This window comes from Paenibacillus ilasis, assembly GCF_043195395.1.
GTDB lineage: Bacteria > Bacillota > Bacilli > Paenibacillales > Paenibacillaceae > Paenibacillus_AQ > Paenibacillus_AQ lautus.
The window spans coordinates 896,143-911,537 of sequence record NZ_JBHDJG010000001.1 but is presented as its reverse complement, the minus strand read 5'-3'; the positions used below and the strand labels follow the sequence as shown (position 1 = coordinate 911,537).

12 protein-coding genes are annotated in these 15,395 nt (G+C 51.5%); 4 read left to right on the top strand and 8 right to left on the bottom strand.

The annotated features are described in order from the left end of the window. Positions 1-117: 117 nt before the first annotated feature. From ACETK5_RS04370 to ACETK5_RS04360, 3 genes are read left to right on the top strand one after another with little or no spacing between them, the layout of a single operon-like run. The gene (locus tag ACETK5_RS04370; RefSeq protein ID WP_100538534.1) at positions 118-1,176 is read left to right on the top strand and encodes a Gfo/Idh/MocA family protein; all 1,059 of its coding nucleotides are present in this window, start codon (positions 118-120) and stop codon (positions 1,174-1,176) included. Next, entirely contained in the window at positions 1,173-2,030 is an 858-nt protein-coding gene (locus ACETK5_RS04365) for a sugar phosphate isomerase/epimerase family protein (protein ID WP_100538535.1), read from the top strand. Before ACETK5_RS04370 ends, ACETK5_RS04365 begins: the two co-directional genes overlap by 4 nt. Before the next feature lie 49 nt (positions 2,031-2,079). Further along, positions 2,080-2,976 carry a sugar phosphate isomerase/epimerase family protein gene (locus ACETK5_RS04360; protein WP_100538536.1) on the top strand — a complete coding sequence of 299 codons (897 nt, stop codon included), beginning with the start codon at positions 2,080-2,082 and terminating at the stop codon, positions 2,974-2,976. A 146-nt stretch (positions 2,977-3,122) separates the two neighbouring features. On the opposite strand, the gene ACETK5_RS04355 is transcribed toward ACETK5_RS04360, so the two are convergent. Together ACETK5_RS04355 and ACETK5_RS04350 are read right to left on the bottom strand one after the other, a co-directional pair. Beyond that, positions 3,123-4,154 carry a Gfo/Idh/MocA family protein gene (locus tag ACETK5_RS04355; protein ID WP_394054367.1) on the bottom strand — a complete coding sequence of 344 codons (1,032 nt, stop codon included), beginning with the start codon at positions 4,152-4,154 and terminating at the stop codon, positions 3,123-3,125. A gap of 23 nt (positions 4,155-4,177) precedes the next feature. Next, positions 4,178-5,065 (bottom strand): sugar phosphate isomerase/epimerase family protein, encoded by an 888-nt coding sequence (locus tag ACETK5_RS04350; protein ID WP_127591604.1) that lies wholly within the window; start codon positions 5,063-5,065, stop codon positions 4,178-4,180. A gap of 219 nt (positions 5,066-5,284) precedes the next feature. Here ACETK5_RS04350 and ACETK5_RS04345 point away from each other — a divergent pair, with 219 nt between their 5' ends. Continuing rightward, complete coding sequence (locus ACETK5_RS04345; protein WP_394054366.1) at positions 5,285-6,190, top strand: helix-turn-helix transcriptional regulator; 906 nt, start codon at positions 5,285-5,287, stop codon at positions 6,188-6,190. On the opposite strand, the gene ACETK5_RS04340 is transcribed toward ACETK5_RS04345, so the two are convergent. The 6 genes from ACETK5_RS04340 to ACETK5_RS04315 form a co-directional block, all read right to left on the bottom strand. Continuing rightward, positions 6,176-7,381, bottom strand: coding sequence for an aminotransferase class I/II-fold pyridoxal phosphate-dependent enzyme (locus ACETK5_RS04340; RefSeq protein ID WP_394054365.1), 1,206 nt, complete (start codon positions 7,379-7,381; stop codon positions 6,176-6,178). The genes ACETK5_RS04345 and ACETK5_RS04340 overlap by 15 nt on opposite strands. Positions 7,382-7,387: 6 nt before the next feature. Next, entirely contained in the window at positions 7,388-8,305 is a 918-nt protein-coding gene (locus tag ACETK5_RS04335) for a D-alanine--D-alanine ligase (RefSeq protein WP_394054364.1), read from the bottom strand. 319 nt (positions 8,306-8,624) lie between these two features. After that, complete coding sequence (locus ACETK5_RS04330) at positions 8,625-10,079, bottom strand: aminotransferase-like domain-containing protein (RefSeq protein WP_394054363.1); 1,455 nt, start codon at positions 10,077-10,079, stop codon at positions 8,625-8,627. 375 nt (positions 10,080-10,454) lie between these two features. Next, on the bottom strand, positions 10,455-12,119 hold the full coding sequence (locus tag ACETK5_RS04325) for a DUF4091 domain-containing protein (RefSeq protein WP_394054362.1): 1,665 nt from the start codon (positions 12,117-12,119) through the stop codon (positions 10,455-10,457). Between the two features lie 191 nt (positions 12,120-12,310). Continuing rightward, complete coding sequence (locus ACETK5_RS04320) at positions 12,311-13,735, bottom strand: alpha-L-fucosidase (protein WP_394054361.1); 1,425 nt, start codon at positions 13,733-13,735, stop codon at positions 12,311-12,313. A 20-nt stretch (positions 13,736-13,755) separates the two neighbouring features. After that, complete coding sequence (locus tag ACETK5_RS04315) at positions 13,756-15,384, bottom strand: ABC transporter substrate-binding protein (protein ID WP_394054360.1); 1,629 nt, start codon at positions 15,382-15,384, stop codon at positions 13,756-13,758. Positions 15,385-15,395: the final 11 nt, after the last annotated feature.

The window sequence follows — 15,395 nt, the reverse complement described above, 5'->3', positions numbered from 1 at the left end:
CTCCTTCCAGTAAGACAGCACAATTGTACAAACAAACAGCACGGTTTATCATGGTGTCTTCCTCTAAAAGCATTATAATACGAAAGTGTAATGCAGTAAATTCAGAGGAGTGAACTCATGAAATCTATTAATGTTGGCGTCATTGGCACGGGATCGATCTCTGCTATGCATCTGCAATCCTATCAGAAACATGCGAACGCGAATTTGCTCGCCGTGTGCGATTTAAATGAAGAAAGAGCACAGCGTGCAGCTGAAAAATACGGTGCCACCAAAGTGTACACCGATTATAATGAACTTCTGGCTGATCCGGAAATCGATGCAGTAAGCATCTGTACCTGGAACAATACGCATGCCGAAATCAGTATTGCGGCACTGAATGCGGGCAAACACGTCCTGGTTGAGAAACCTCTCTGCCGTACCGTTGAGGAAGCGCTTCAAGTACAGGAAGCCGTTAAATCCTCCGGCAAGCTGCTTCAGGTCGGCTTTGTAAGACGTTATGACCCTAATGCTCAGATGCTCCGTGAGTTTGCAGACAAGGGTGAATTCGGGGACATCTATTTCGCGAAGGCTTCCTCGGTTCGTCGTCTTGGCAATCCAGGCGGCTGGTTCTCAGACATTGAGCGTTCCGGCGGCGGACCTCTTATCGATATCGGCGTGCATGTCATTGATCTGTGCTGGTACATGATGGGTCGCCCCAAACCGGTTTCTGTCAGCGCCAATACATATCGGAAGCTGGGCAATCGCTCGAACGTCCGCAACCTCTCCTTCTACAAAGCGGCTGACTATGACGCTGAGAAGAACACGGTTGAGGATATGGCGAATGCGATGATCCGTTTTGAGAACGGTGCCTCTTTACTGGTGGACGTCAGCTTCACACTTCATTCGAAGGAAAATCTGCAATCCGTTAAATTGTATGGAGACAAGGGCGGATTCGAGATTGATCCTGAAGTGGTCATCGTTACGGAGAAGCACGATACCATCATCAACATCCAGCCTCAAACGGACAACAAAGGATTCGATTTTGACGCGGCTTTCCAAAGCGAAGTCAATCATTTCATTTCCAGCATCGAGAACGGCACGTCACCTCTCAGCCCGGTAGAAGACGGCGTTGAGATCATGAAGATTCTGTGCGGGATCTATGAATCCGCCGAAAAAGGGGTTGAAGTTCTCTTATGAAACTAGGAATAAGCTCGTACAGCCTGTACCAGGCCATGAACAAAGGCGAAATGACCATTACCGATGTCATCGACTACGTTGCGGAAATCGGCGGAGAGCATATCGAGATCGTTCCGCTCGGCTTTAACCTGAAGGAAACACCGGAGTTGATCGATACGATTAAATCCCATGCCGCATCCAAAGGACTTGAAATCTCCAACTATGCCATCGGCGCTAATTTTGCGGAATTGGATGACGCTGCTTATGAAGCGGAGATTGAACGAGTTAAAGGCGAAGTAGACATTGCAGCTGCGCTTGGCGTCAAGCTGATGCGCCATGACGTAGGCTCTTCCAAGGACTTGTCCATCACGCATTTCCTGGAGGAGCTTCCCCGTTTGGCCAATGCATGCCGTATCATAGCCGATTACGCGGCAGAACGCGGCATTACCACAAGCGTGGAGAACCATGGCTATTTCATTCAGCATAGCGACCGCGTAAAAGCGCTGGTTCAGACCGTTAATCACCCTAACTTCAAAACAACCCTGGACATCGGGAACTTCCTCTGTGCAGATGAGGTGTCCACCGTGGCTGTCAAGAACAACATCGGCCTCGCTTCGATGGTTCACTTCAAAGACTTCTATTATCGCCCGGCTCACCGCGCGCCTGGATCCGGTTGGTTTAACACCTCCAGCGGCAACTGGCTGCGTGGCGCGATTGTCGGCCAAGGCGATATCGATATGCCGGAAGTCGTTCGCATCGTGAAGGAATCCGGATATGACGGCTACATCTCGATTGAATTCGAGGGGCTGGAAGATTGCCGGACGGGAGCTAAGTTTGGATTGGAATATCTCCGTAAAGCCTGGAACGAAGCTTAAAGCAGACGGCTTATGGATGACACAAGGATGATATAAGGGGGATATTAGGATGTCGAAACCTATCATGCCTAACAAAATTGGCGTTATTGTTGACAGCTTTCGGGTTGGAGTAAGAGATGGTCTTCTTAAAGCAAGGGAAGTCGGTGCAGACGGCGTTCAGATCTATGCCGTTCACGGCGAAATGGATCCGGCCAACCTCTCTGCTGCGGCCCGAAAAGAACTGAAGGATTACATCGATTCACTGGGACTTGAAATCTCCGCCCTCGTTGGTGACCTTGGCGGACACGGCTTCCAGGACCCTGCTGAAAATGCGGCTAAAATCGAGAAATCCAAGCGAATCATGGAGCTCGGCTTGGAGCTGGGAACCAATATCATCACCACGCATATCGGTATCGTGCCGCAAGATCACAACAGCCGCGTATACGAAACGATGCACAAAGCTTGCCTGGAGCTTAGCACATTCGCGAAGTCCATGAACGCATTCTTTGCCATCGAGACAGGTCCGGAGCCTTCGGCTCATTTGAAATCATTCCTGGACGGTCTGGGTTCCAACGGTGTATCCGTTAACTTTGATCCCGCCAATATGGTCATGGTCACTGGGGACGATCCGGTACAGGGTGTGTACAACCTGAAGGATTATATCGTTCATACGCACGCGAAGGACGGAATCAAGCTGGTTGATTACATCGACCCTCGTGATGTATACGGCGATTTCGGATACGAGGCACCTGCCCTTGACCATGACAAAATTGCCGATATGGCGGAATCCGGCGAGAAGTTCCGTGAGGTGCCGCTTGGAGAAGGCGGCGTTAACTGGAATGCTTACCTGCAAGCTCTCAAGGATATTGGCTATACGGGGTATCTGACGATCGAACGTGAAGTGAAAGCCAATCCGGAAGCGGATATCAAGCTCGCCGTAGACTTCTTGAAAACATTCAGAGCTTAACATTCACACAATCATTCAGAGTTCTTGCTGCAGGATGTCAAGGCTATTGCTTGATACGCAGCCGTGACTCATTAACGAAACAAGGCCAATCAGGCTATTCCCTGATTGGCCTTGTTTCTATTGGTTTTACTCTAAAGTAAGTAAAATTAAGAGACCACCTGTTTCCCCGATACGGCCTCCAAAGCGCCGTTCGCTCTCGCGGAACGAATCTCGGCTTCAATAATTTCTAGCGATCCGGCAGCGCTTTCTGGCGTACATACCGTTACCGGCTCTCCTTGTGCTACATGCTCAATGAAATACCGGAGTTCACGGTAATAGCCAGAATCCCCGGACAGCTCAGCCGTAAAGCCTGGAGCGTCTTCAGGATACACCATCAGTTCATTATTCTCGAACACCAGCGTAGCCTCCTCGAAATTCACCCGATATCCCATATAAAAACCGTGTTCGCCGTGCAGTGTCCAATCCGCATGAGCGTTAATCACTTTGCCATCCGGGAAACTGTAGTGGGTGGATACGATATCGTACGAGCTCCCTTTAATCATCGTTTTGGCGAATGTTGATACCCGCTCCGGTTTGCCCATAAGCCAATGGATCATATCCACGTCATGCACATGCATGTCCGTGATACAGCCACCGCTCTTGTCTCCTTCCAGGAACCAGCCTTGAGGCGGCTCCGATCCCCGGAAGAATTCGCCTGCAACGATGCTTCCATAACGGCCGTCCTCCACGCATTCTTTTAAATATTCATAGGCTGGCCAAAAACGCAGGCATTGTCCGATCATGAGCGTTTTTCCTGCGCGCTCGGCTGTTTTCACCATGCGCCAGGCTTCCTCGGAGCTGCCTGCGACAGGTTTCTCGCACATGACGTGAATGCCCCGCTCTAACAGCATGCAGGACATGTCCGCATGCAAATAAGTCGGCAGGCATACATCCACAATATCCAGCTCTTCATGCTCCAGCATTTTGTCCACATGGTCATAAAGATGATAGGGCTCCAGGTCGTATACATCCCGTTCGGTCGCCATATTGCCGTTGGCTTTGCTGTCCTTAAGCTCATCGATACGCAGGTCGCAAATCGCCACCAGCTGGATGTCCGCACCCTCTTCGGCTAGTCGAACATAATTGTCAAAATGCATGCGGCCCATGAAACCAAATCCCAAAATTCCGATTTTCAGCATCCTTATTCCCTCCGTATCCCTTATTATGATTGGCCTTGATGCTCGCGTGCATCTGGCTTGCGCAAAGATGGCGTACGCCCAAGAATCGCATCCATTGCATTGGATGTATTAAATATGATCTGCTCCGAATAGTGGGTATACGCCGGGATCATCTCTGCCGTAACATAGTTGTCATAGCCGATCAAACGCAGCGCTTCAACGACGGCCGGATAATTAACGTCCCCTGCCAACAGATCGACAAAACCGTGCAGCCCGCCTGCCTGTCTGCGGTAATCTTTGAAATGGACTTTTTTGATCCGCTCACCCAAAATCCGAATCCAGTGCTCCGGATAACCGTTATTCACAACATTGCCTACGTCGAAATAGGAGCCGACATATTCGGAACCGATCTCATCGATGAAGGTCCGCAATTCCAGTGGTGACAGCAGGAATTTATTCCATACATTCTCGATCGCGATGGCAACGCCGGCGCTTTCCGCGTAAGGAACCAGCTTGCGAATGGATTCTTGAGCCCGCTCATAGGCATATTCGTAATCGATGACGGCTGAACCAGGAACAAAATCGACCCCGACCGCCCCTGGGATCACAAGTATGGCATCCACTCCGAAAGCAGACGCAAGTTCCAGCTGCTTTTTGCAAATATCCATGGCCTTCTCACGGACAGCCGGATCATCACTTGTCATCGGATATTCCCAATACAAACCTGTCGCCAAACCCGCGATATCCAGGTCCGCTTCTTTCAGCTGTGCCGTTATGGCCTGTACTTCTTTATCGCCAGCCTGCAGCCCGAGCTCCCCTGTTTGGTTTAGTGACAATTCGATTCCTTCAAACCCGGCTTCTTTTGCCAATCGGATGCAGTCGGAGATGGAAGCATCTCCCGGGAACGACCAGATATTAATCCCTTTCTTCATCGTGAATCCCTCCTAAAATCAATAGGTTGATGTTGTAACACTCGTTTTCTGAAACGCATCATTTGACTTTTTCCGTCAAGTTGTAAATAAACCTTTAGGATGTAATAATACTAATATAATAAATAAATTTTCCGCCAATTGATTTAGATAGAAAAGTGATTATTTGGACAAATCCGTTCTATTTACCATCTCTTAAAAACTTTTGGGAGTGAGCATACAATGGTCGATATGGACCTCGATTTTCCGATACAACGCGAAGCGCCTTTTCGCGAATGGTCACCCTGCATTCACTATGCGCAGTTTCAACGCATGGCAACGGGATCACTCCCGCAGCGCAGGTTATACGATTTTGAGCTGCTCTATGTATACCAAGGGGAAGCCGCTACAACGATGTACGGGAACCGCTATCGCATCGAGGCCGGTCAGCTGATTTTTCTGCCGTCCGGTGTTTACCACCAGAATGAGGTGGTTTCCCATCCTGACGCGCGGTTTCTGGGGATTCATTTTGATTTTTTTGATGAGCTGGACATTCAGACCGAAGCGGACATGATTGTGAATGAAGCCGTGCTGGATACGGATAAATTCGCGCATGAAGCGGTGTCCTCCGAATTTCCCCCACTCTCTTCCCGTGTCATCTACACGCCACCATTGCCTTGTGTTCAGATGATGGAACGAATCGTGGAGGAATTTACCCTGCGTCCCGCCGGCTATGAGCTTGCTTGCAAAGGGCTGATGCTGGATGTGCTGGTGCAACTGCTTCGGACGCATCCTTCCCAGGCCTTGACGGAAACGTCACCGCACGATGCCAAATTGATTGAACTGATGTCTCAAATCGAAAAAACTCCAGCCAAAGACTGGAGCAACAAAGTGATTGCGGAGCATTTGATGTTAAGCCCGGATCATACCGCCAAATTGTTTAAACGCTTTGCCGGGATGCCGCCAAGTGAATTCGTGCAAACCGTTCGTCACCGGGAAGCACGTCGGCTTCTCCGGGAATCCGACATCTCGATCGAGGCGGTTGGCGAAGGGGTCGGATACCCGGATATTCATTATTTTAGCCGAATCTTCCGCAGACTGGAGGGGATTACCGCTACCGATTACCGCAAACTCTCAAGAATTCTGTAAGGTGGGCAGACCATGGTCAGCACCTACATGCGTTCGAAGCCAGCGATCCATTCGATCGAGTGCTTCGCTCAATTGATCGGACGAAGTTGCATACGAGCAGCGAATAAAGCCTTCGCCCCCGGCGCCAAACACATGACCGGGTACAACGGCGACCTTTGCCTCCCGAAGCAATCGCTCCGCAAACTGCTGCGAGCCCAGACCCGTTCCGGTTATGCTGGGGAAAGCGTAGAAAGCACCCTGAGGATCGCGGCAGCCTAGGCCGATATCGGTCAGACCTTGCACAAACATCCTTCTGCGTTCATCATAAGCCCGCTTCATTACGTCCCGATCCTCGAGTCCATTCCTTAAACATTCGAGAGCCGCAATCTGCCCCATGATAGGTGCGCAGAGTGCAGTATATTGATGAATCTTGACCATAGCGCTCACCAGTTGGGAATCGCCGCAGAGGTATCCGACCCGCCAGCCCGTCATGGCAAAGGCTTTGGAAAATCCGCCGATGACGATGGTGCGCTCCCGCATTCGAGGCAGCGAAGCAATGCTGGTATGCGTGCGGCCATAGGTAAGTTCGGCATACATCTCGTCTGAGATCACCACCAAATTGTGCGTAACCGCAAGACGTGCAATCGGAAGCCAATCCTCATAGGTCATAACGGCGCCTGTCGGATTGCTCGGAAAGTTAACAACGATCGCTTTCGTCCGGGGTGTAATCACCTTCTGCAGCGCGTCCGCCGTCAATTTGAAGTCATGCTCTGCGGAGAGCTCCAGTTCGACGACAGTTCCTCCGTTCAATTGCACAAGAGGAGCATAAGCGACATATCCCGGCACGGGAATAATAATTTCATCCCCCGGCGAGATGAGCGCCCGCAGCGTAAGGTCAATCGCTTCGCTGCCGCCAACCGTGACCAGTATCTCGCTCGTCGGTTCATATTGCAGCTGGAATCCGGCAACCAGATATTCCGCAATCCCTTCCCTTAGCTCCGTTAGCCCTTCATTCGGCGTATACATCGTGCGGCCATGCTCCAGAGCTCGTTTGCAAGCCTCAATCGCACACGAGGGCGTCACAAAATCCGGTTCACCCACGCCGAGAGAAATGACGTCACCATCCGCTTCCGCAGCATTAAAAAATTGCCGGATGCCGGAAGGCGGCATGACTTGCACCGTTGATGTTAGAAAGCTGCTCGTTGTATTCATATGCTTCTACTCCTTGCCTTCGCTTTTTCGTTCCGATAATGAAGTTTCAATAATGGCATCCAGAAGTCCGCTGAACGAATAACCCGCCGCTTCCGCGCTTCTTGGCAGCAGACTGTTCTTCGTTAAACCCGGGAGCGTGTTGACCTCCAAAATATAAGGAGTATCGTCCTTCAGGATGATATCGATCCGGGCGTACACCCTGCACTTCAGCGCCTTATAGCATTGAAGCGCAGCCGCGCGCACTCGCTGCTGAAGTTCAAAGGGAAGCTCTATCACTTGCTCATCCGCTTCGCCATCTTCGTATTTGGATGTATAATCGAAAAACTCGGATTTCGGCTTGATGGACACAATCGGGAGCATCTCGCCATTCAAGACCGGGCAAGTAATCTCTTCTCCCTCGATCAGTTGCTCGATCATCACGGAGCGGTCCCACCGCAATGCCTCTTCAACCGCGGATGCTAGGGCATTCGCATCACGCACGATCCGAGTGCCGACGCTGGACCCGCCTGCGTTCGGCTTCACCACGACAGGAAAACCGAGTCCCTCCACGTCGGCGGCGGCCAGCTCCTCCATACTGTTGACCATGATCCAATCGGCTGTAGTCAATCCCTCGTACCGCAGCAGCTTCTTGCTCAGGTCTTTATCCATGCAGACACTGCTGGAGAGAACGCCGCTTCCGGTATACGGAATGCCCAGGGAGTCGAGGGTGCCTTGCACCGTCCCATCTTCCCCGTATTGTCCGTGCAGGGCAAGCAAAGCGATATCGATGCCTTCGGTTTTGCTGATCAGCTCGCGTTTATCGTTAATCTCGATCGGATAGACCTCGTAGCGGCTTTTATCCAGATGAGCCATCATCTCTTTGCCGGTCATTAGCGAAACTTCCCGCTCGGATGATACGCCTCCCATGATGACGCCAACCTTCATGATGCAGACCTCCTAAAAATAAGCTAAACTCTTACCGTTTGATTACCTTAAAAAAGCTCGATTTGTAAGCAGAAACTACCTTTTGTAAGCTAATCATCACTACACATGCGGATTATTCTTCCGATCTCTGTTGCCCTCAGATTTCTACTGATTTGATTATTCGTAGTTGAAATCCGACGGCAAAGGAGAACGCTCCGCTTCTCCAGAATAATTCCGCCTTCTTCGTTGAAGTCAGAAGATCTTTTTCTCAAAGAAGCATTCCTTGGATGCTAATCATCACTCCGCGCGGATTATTCTTCCGACCTCTGTTGCAGTCCGATTACATTAGCTTCCTTGCCGCCTCGCCGATGATCCGAATCCCCTGCTCGATGTTCTCGTCGGAGACGCGGGAGAATCCGAGACGCATGGTGTGATGGCCCCCGCCATCGGTATAGAAAATGTCACCTGGCGTGAACACCACGCCCTGGGCGGAGCAGGCTTCCAGCAGCTTGCGGGTTCGGAATTCGGGACCGAATTCGACGAACAGGTGAAGCCCGCCGTCGCCGGACAACCTTTCCATCGGGATCCACTCCTCGCAGCAGCGGATCGCAAGCTCATATTTTCGCTTGTACTCGGCCTTCGCCCTCTTTAAATATTTCTCGAAGTTGCCGTTGTACAAATATTGAAAGAGCAGGGATTGATCCAGGGTCGATGTGTGAATGCTGCGGGCACGTTTCACGCTCTCCAAATAATGAATCAGGGTCTTGTCGGCAAGCACCCAGCCCACTCGCAGGCCGGGAAACAGGATCTTGGAGAAGCTGCCCAAATAGATCACGCTGTTGTTCTCGCCGCCTGCACATGCAACGAGCGGCGCGATGTGCGAGCCCGAATAGCGCAGCTCTTCGTTGAAACCATCTTCGATAACGGGAATCTCGTGCTCATTCAGCAGCCGCAGCGCTTCCAGCCTCTTCTGGTGGGACATCACGATTCCTGTAGGATTATGATAGGAAGGCACGAGGTAGGCCATGTCGTACGTCCGCTCCGACAGCTCGCGCGCGAGCTCTGTCAGGCTGATGCCGTCATGCTCCATCTCAACGCCGGTAATGGCGTACCCGTGCATTTTAAAATTTTTAATGGCTGTATGATGGGTGGGATTCTCGCACAGGATGCGGCCATGCCCTTTGTTCAAGGCCGATAACACCAGACTTAAGCCTTCCGTAAAACCGCTGGTGATCAGCATATCCTTACCCTCCATATTCACGCCCTTGTTCTCCATGTAACGGAGAAGGTAATCAATAAGCGGTTTATAGCCCTTGGCGTAACCATAGTTTAGAAGTACATCGCCTTCAAGCGACATCCGGTCCAGGAATGCACGCTTGACATTTTGCAGGTCGAACAGCTTCTCATCGGGAGCGATGCTTGTAAAAGATATAGAGCCCTTCTCGGCTCGAATACCGTGCTTCATCAGATCATGCGCTTCCGCAAGCCTGGCGTATTCGTTCAGACGAGGACCCCAGTCCAGCCGTTTGCCTTCGGGCTGCAGCGAAGCTCCGCTGATCGAAGGGGTAACAAAGTGCCCCTGCCCTTTGACCGCATAGATGTAGCCTTCGTCCTCCAAATCCGAGTACGCGCTCAGCACCGTATTGCGGCCCACTCGAAACAGCGCGCTTAGCTCACGCGTGGAGGGAAGCTTCTGATCGACTTGCAGCGCGCCGGTCGTCATCAAGCGCTTCATGTAATCTTTGACTTGAATATAGGCCGGCCGGTCATTCGCCAACTTGAAATCCAAATACATCGTCCGTTCCCCCTTGCTCTTATGATGGCATATTTTCGGAGATACCACTAGAACCACGGCAGACCTCTTTCGCCTCGGGCGTGGTTTACCCGGTAACGGCTAAACGTTCCCAGTACCCCAAACATCTTATCTCTATGATCGGTCTACCCTTGACATCGGTATACTTTAGAAACATGCCATCTTCCCTAACCATGGAACCATAAGTGAACTCGCCTAAGCAAGTATGCATCCTGGAAGAAACCATCCGGGCGAGGAAAAAGCAGCCGTTATGCAAATCAAAAACTGCCCCACCTTCTCTAAAGAAGATGGGGCAGTTTTACGGATGATTCATGCGGCCTAAATCGCCTGATTAGTCTAAATAAGCTGCCAGCCCGCTTACTTCACAACCAAACTTTCCTTAATCTTATCGTTGATCCACTTCCGCTTCGACAGCAGCCATTCCTGATCCCTCGGGTACGTCTTGAAGGTGATCGGCTCTTCGAGCCCTTCCTCCAGCGCCTGCAGCACAGCCTCCCTGCCGATCTGTGTCTCCAGCAGTTGAAGCGCTCTCAAATCTTGAAGCGCTTCCTGGAATACCTTCAGCCGAATGGATTCAATCGGTCCTTCTTCACCAGGGTATACCACAAAAGCATCCCCGGAAGGAAAACCGCAATCCGCATCCGTCACCTTGAACGGATCAATGGCGCGTTTCGAGTATTGCGAATTCCAAAAGTTATACCCCCAATGGAGAAATCCCTCGATATTAAACTTATACAGCTGAATCCCGATGATCCGGTTTCTTGCCGAAGGCAAATTGAAGAAACGGTTGGACACTTCCTTGTACTGGGAACAGCAATAATAGGTCCACAGTGGCGTTACCTGTTGATCCAGAAAAGGCTCAATGTGATTGCTGGCCGGAATCGGACGCTTCACCAGCCCCTGCTCATAGAACGAAATATCGGAGAGCGCGTCAATGATCGGGTAATCCGGCAGCAGCTCGTTCATCAACCGGCTTGCATGACCGTAAGCCTCCAGATGGGACTCGGATGGCTCATCGGATACATGGAAATAACAGCGCTGCTCAAGTCCCCGGCTTTCAATCCAACCGGTGAGGGCCGGTATGAATTGCCGGATGAAGGCATGATACGCTTCTCCGGTTGCATCCGTCTCCCATCCGAACAGCTTCTCAGGCTTTCCGTTCACGTTAGCGATAATCTTCGGCGCATGCCCGGCTCCCCACTGGGTGAAAAGATGCGAGAATTCCAGGTACTGAATCCCATTAGAATTACACAGGTCTGCCCAGCGGTCCAGCTTATCAAACCCAAACGCATACGTTCCATCCTGGGTAACAGCCACGTCAACCAGCTGCACCGTTGGCCGTTCTCCGCCCACTTCCGTATCCAGCGGAGGCGTAAACAATGGGGTCAGGATCATATTGATGCCATGCTGAGCGGCGGTCCGCATAAATTGACCGATTAACGTCCAGTGCCGTTCACTAAAAATCTCCACCTCGTAGTAGTTCGCCAAGCAATCGGCATGAAACCATTCCGTATGAATCAGCGTCTGGTCCGGCAAGGTTGCCGGAATCACCTCCAGTGTAAATACCTCTTCCCCAAGCGACTCCCCCGATTCCGCTTCAAAACGAAGCCGGATTTCATATGTACCGCCCTTAATCTCACCCTCAGGCTGTACCGTAATCCATAAACTTCTCCACTGGTTCGGGCATCCGGTTACAACAGACTCTGATGCCAAAGGCAGCAACGGGTCCGGATACAGCCCGGGAGCAGCTCTTAAGATAAACTCGTCATGATCATGGTACGTGGGCAGCTCCGATGGAACCAGGCCTACAGAACGGACGGTAATCCGTTCGCTCAACGCGGATTGCAGATGAACCCGGATGTTTTTCAACAAGCGATTGGAACGGTAAGCAACTTGAAACGAGAACGTCTCATTGCCAAACGAAGACCCTTTGTCATACGAGGCTTGGGACAGTTCTTCATCGGCAAATACTTTGGTCAAAGAGCTCAACAGCCGGGTCTCAAAAGATACGGAATGGCTCATGCAGGTTACATCCTCTCTACAATGAAATGGGGTGCTTTCACGTACATCTTACACTAATCTGGGTGGAACGGAAGGTAAAATTTACGTTTTCGAAAAAAAGGAGCCACCGCCCTTTTGCGATGGCCGCCTTATCATGGCATTCCATAGCGGAATTCCATACCGGATATCCGCCAGATGTTAGAATGCTCCCATCAATCCTTCGAGCTCCGGTATACTTCAAAGCCCGACAGGCGCGGACACCATCTCGATTCCAAAATGGTAAGCCGGATATATTGAGTCCGCACAGCGGGAAAACGGCAGATGCGTTTGCGCCCGATCACCGTCCCGGATTGGATTGCGTGCCAGTTCCCATTTTCCATATATTCAAGCTCGAAGCGCTCGATCCGCTGCCCGTACCGGTATTCAGCCAATACGATATGATCGAAATCGATCGCTTGCCCGAGGTCCAACTCAATCACGGCGTATTCCGTACCCTCCTCGGGACTCCAATACGTATTCTTGCTGCCATCGACCATATTTCGTGCATCCGATCCGGCTTTCGTCTCGGATGCCGTAATATCCGCACCGGCAGCCAGATTGGTATCAAACGTTGTTCGAATGGCGTCCCCGAGTTCCTGCAGACGCTGCAGATCGAACTCATGAACCAATCCGCGGGTATCCGGCGGAATATTGAGCAGAAAAGTGGCATTGCCGCCAACCGAGCCGTAGTAAATATGCAGTAATTCCTCCAGTGACCGGACCTTATCGTCTTCGGACGCATGATAGAACCAGCCGGGACGGATCGAGGTATTGACTTCGGCCGGATACCATACCAGCTCCTTCTCGCCCTGAATGACGCTCCGGCTGCCAAGATCCTCTTCACTCGATTCATAGCGGCGCGCAAACGCCCGGTCATCGGTTTGCTGCGACTTTTCCTGGATCGCTTCATTCTGGCGCAGCGACGCAGGAACGACGCTCCACTCCGACTCCCTGCAATGCCCCGCCTCATTCCCGCACCAGCGAATATCCGGTCCGCATACCGAAATGGCGGCATTCGGCTGCAATTCCCGAATCAGGGCATAGTACGCTTCCCAATCGTATTCCTGACGCTTGCCGTTCGGGCCTTCGCCGCAGGCTCCGTCAAACCAGACGCAGAATATCTCGCCGTAGCCGGTCAGCAATTCTCTTAATTGGTTCAGGAAAAATTGATTATACCTCGGCGAATCGCCATATGACGGTTCATGCCGGTCCCACGGGGATAAGTAGATGCCAAACTTGATCCCCGCTCTCCTGCAGGCATCGGCAACCTCCTTCACCACATCCCCAAGCCCGTTTCTCCAAGGGCTGCTCTTCACGGAGTGCTCCGTATATTGACTCGGCCATAAACAGAAGCCGTCATGATGCTTGCAGGTCAGGATCAAGCCGCGCATCCCGGCGCTGACACAAGCGCTGACCCATTGATCCGCATCCAGCTGCGCCGGATTGAACAGCGCAGGATCTTCTTTTCCCGTGCCCCATTCCATATCCGTGAACGTATTGATGGTAAAATGAAAGAATGCGTAGAACTCCATCTCCTGGACGGCTAATTGACGTTCGGAGGGCTTAATATTGGCAGCGTATTCAATGAAATTGTGCAAGCGATAAACCTCCTATACCTCTATCCTTGGTTGTCTAATGCTTTCTGATGAATCTCCAGATACTTATCCAGCTGCAGTCCCTTAAATCCGCTGACATAGGCATCCCAATCCTTCTCGATGTCCTTGCTGCCGGTTACAAATTGTGCCAGATTCGATTTCACGTAATCCTGAATCGTCTTCTGAATCTGTGCGATGAAGGTGGCGTCTTTCGGATCGATGAACACATCCGTCGGGTACACCAACTCCGGTTTGGCAAAAGGCTCGTATTTCTTCGCAGCCAGCCACAAGCGATACTCATAAGCTCCGTTGCCAAGCGGATCTTCCGGAGCGACAAAGGATTCCCGGAGGGAGTTCACCATCAGCATCGTTCCAAGCTGCCACCAGGTTACGTCAAGTGATCCCTCGGGTACATCCCGCTTCAACGCTTCGTATGCGGCCGGCTCGCCATTGTAATCAAGCGCACCGGACTCCGCCTTCCGCCATCCATCTCCTTCAAAGCCCCAGGAGGTCATCACGGTGCCTTCTTCGGAGAACAGGTAATCCGCCAGCTTGATTGCCGCGATCCGCTGCCCCTCCGTCGCTTTGTTCGTAATGACAAACGATCCATCCCCTGCTCCGACGCTATAACCTGCAAGCTGCACGCCATTCGGTCCTTTCAGCGGGGGTACGACATCATATTCCTTATGGCGGGGCTTGGCATCGGTTGGTTCCAGCACGCTGCTGATCAGCGCATAACCAACGGCGCCGACCACATTGTCCGCTTTGTTGCCGAGCTGCTTGACGGCATCGCCGTTTTGGGTAAACGCTCCTTTGTCGATCAGACCTTCGCTGTACAGCTTGTTGAGATATTTTAAACCTTCCTTCCACTCGGACTCAGCCGCGGACAAAATCACCTTGCCATCCTTCACGCTTAAATAAGTCGTGCCATTGTTATATATAAAAGCATTCATCAAAAAGGCATCAACTCCTCCTCCCCACACATCGAGCGAAGTGGTCATCGGAATTTCGTCGGCCTTTCCATTGCCGTTCGGATCCTGCTCCTTAAAGGCTTTCAACACTTCATAGAACTCATCGGTTGTGGTTGGCATCTCTAGACCTAACTTCTCAAGCCAGGTTGTATTGATCCACATCCGCTGTCCATACGTACAGTGCAGGCACTCATTCACCTTCGGAAGCGCATAAATATTGCCGTCCGGCGCGGTCATCGCCGATTTTAAATAGGAGACTTCCTCCATCGCCTTTTTAATGTTAGGTGCATGCTTGTCGATTAACTCATTCAAGGGGATAAAGGCCCCTTGCATACCGTACTTGATCTGATCCGCCTTGGATATGCCGGCATTCATAATGAGCGCCGGATAGTCTCCGCTGGCCAGCATCAGCAGTTTCTTGTCGTTGAATACCGCGTCGGGCGTCGTATTCCATTTGAACGTAATCCCCAGCTTCTCTTCGATATGCTGGGAGAACGGATTGACATCGAGGCTCTCGATGCCGGCGGACTGAGGAGCGAATACCGATAGTTCAACAGGTGCCCCTGACTCCGGAGGGCTTGCCGGACCTTCAGTTCCTGTTTCACTTGTCTTGCCGCAAGCGGATAGAGCCAGTACTGCCACGAGAACCAGACTTAAACCTAATCCAGTGAACCTTTTCAAATCAATTCCTC

What these genes read in the sequence shown, in the direction of transcription:
- ACETK5_RS04370 (WP_100538534.1), top strand. Translation starts at nt 118, where the DNA reads ATGAAATCTATTAATGTTGGCGTCATTGGCACGGGATCGATCTCTGCT.
- ACETK5_RS04365 (WP_100538535.1), top strand. Translation starts at nt 1,173, where the DNA reads ATGAAACTAGGAATAAGCTCGTACAGCCTGTACCAGGCCATGAACAAA.
- ACETK5_RS04360 (WP_100538536.1), top strand. Translation starts at nt 2,080, where the DNA reads ATGTCGAAACCTATCATGCCTAACAAAATTGGCGTTATTGTTGACAGC.
- ACETK5_RS04355 (WP_394054367.1), bottom strand. Translation starts at nt 4,154, where the DNA reads ATGCTGAAAATCGGAATTTTGGGATTTGGTTTCATGGGCCGCATGCAT.
- ACETK5_RS04350 (WP_127591604.1), bottom strand. Translation starts at nt 5,065, where the DNA reads ATGAAGAAAGGGATTAATATCTGGTCGTTCCCGGGAGATGCTTCCATC.
- ACETK5_RS04345 (WP_394054366.1), top strand. Translation starts at nt 5,285, where the DNA reads ATGGTCGATATGGACCTCGATTTTCCGATACAACGCGAAGCGCCTTTT.
- ACETK5_RS04340 (WP_394054365.1), bottom strand. Translation starts at nt 7,381, where the DNA reads ATGAATACAACGAGCAGCTTTCTAACATCAACGGTGCAAGTCATGCCG.
- ACETK5_RS04335 (WP_394054364.1), bottom strand. Translation starts at nt 8,305, where the DNA reads ATGAAGGTTGGCGTCATCATGGGAGGCGTATCATCCGAGCGGGAAGTT.
- ACETK5_RS04330 (WP_394054363.1), bottom strand. Translation starts at nt 10,079, where the DNA reads ATGTATTTGGATTTCAAGTTGGCGAATGACCGGCCGGCCTATATTCAA.
- ACETK5_RS04325 (WP_394054362.1), bottom strand. Translation starts at nt 12,119, where the DNA reads ATGAGCCATTCCGTATCTTTTGAGACCCGGCTGTTGAGCTCTTTGACC.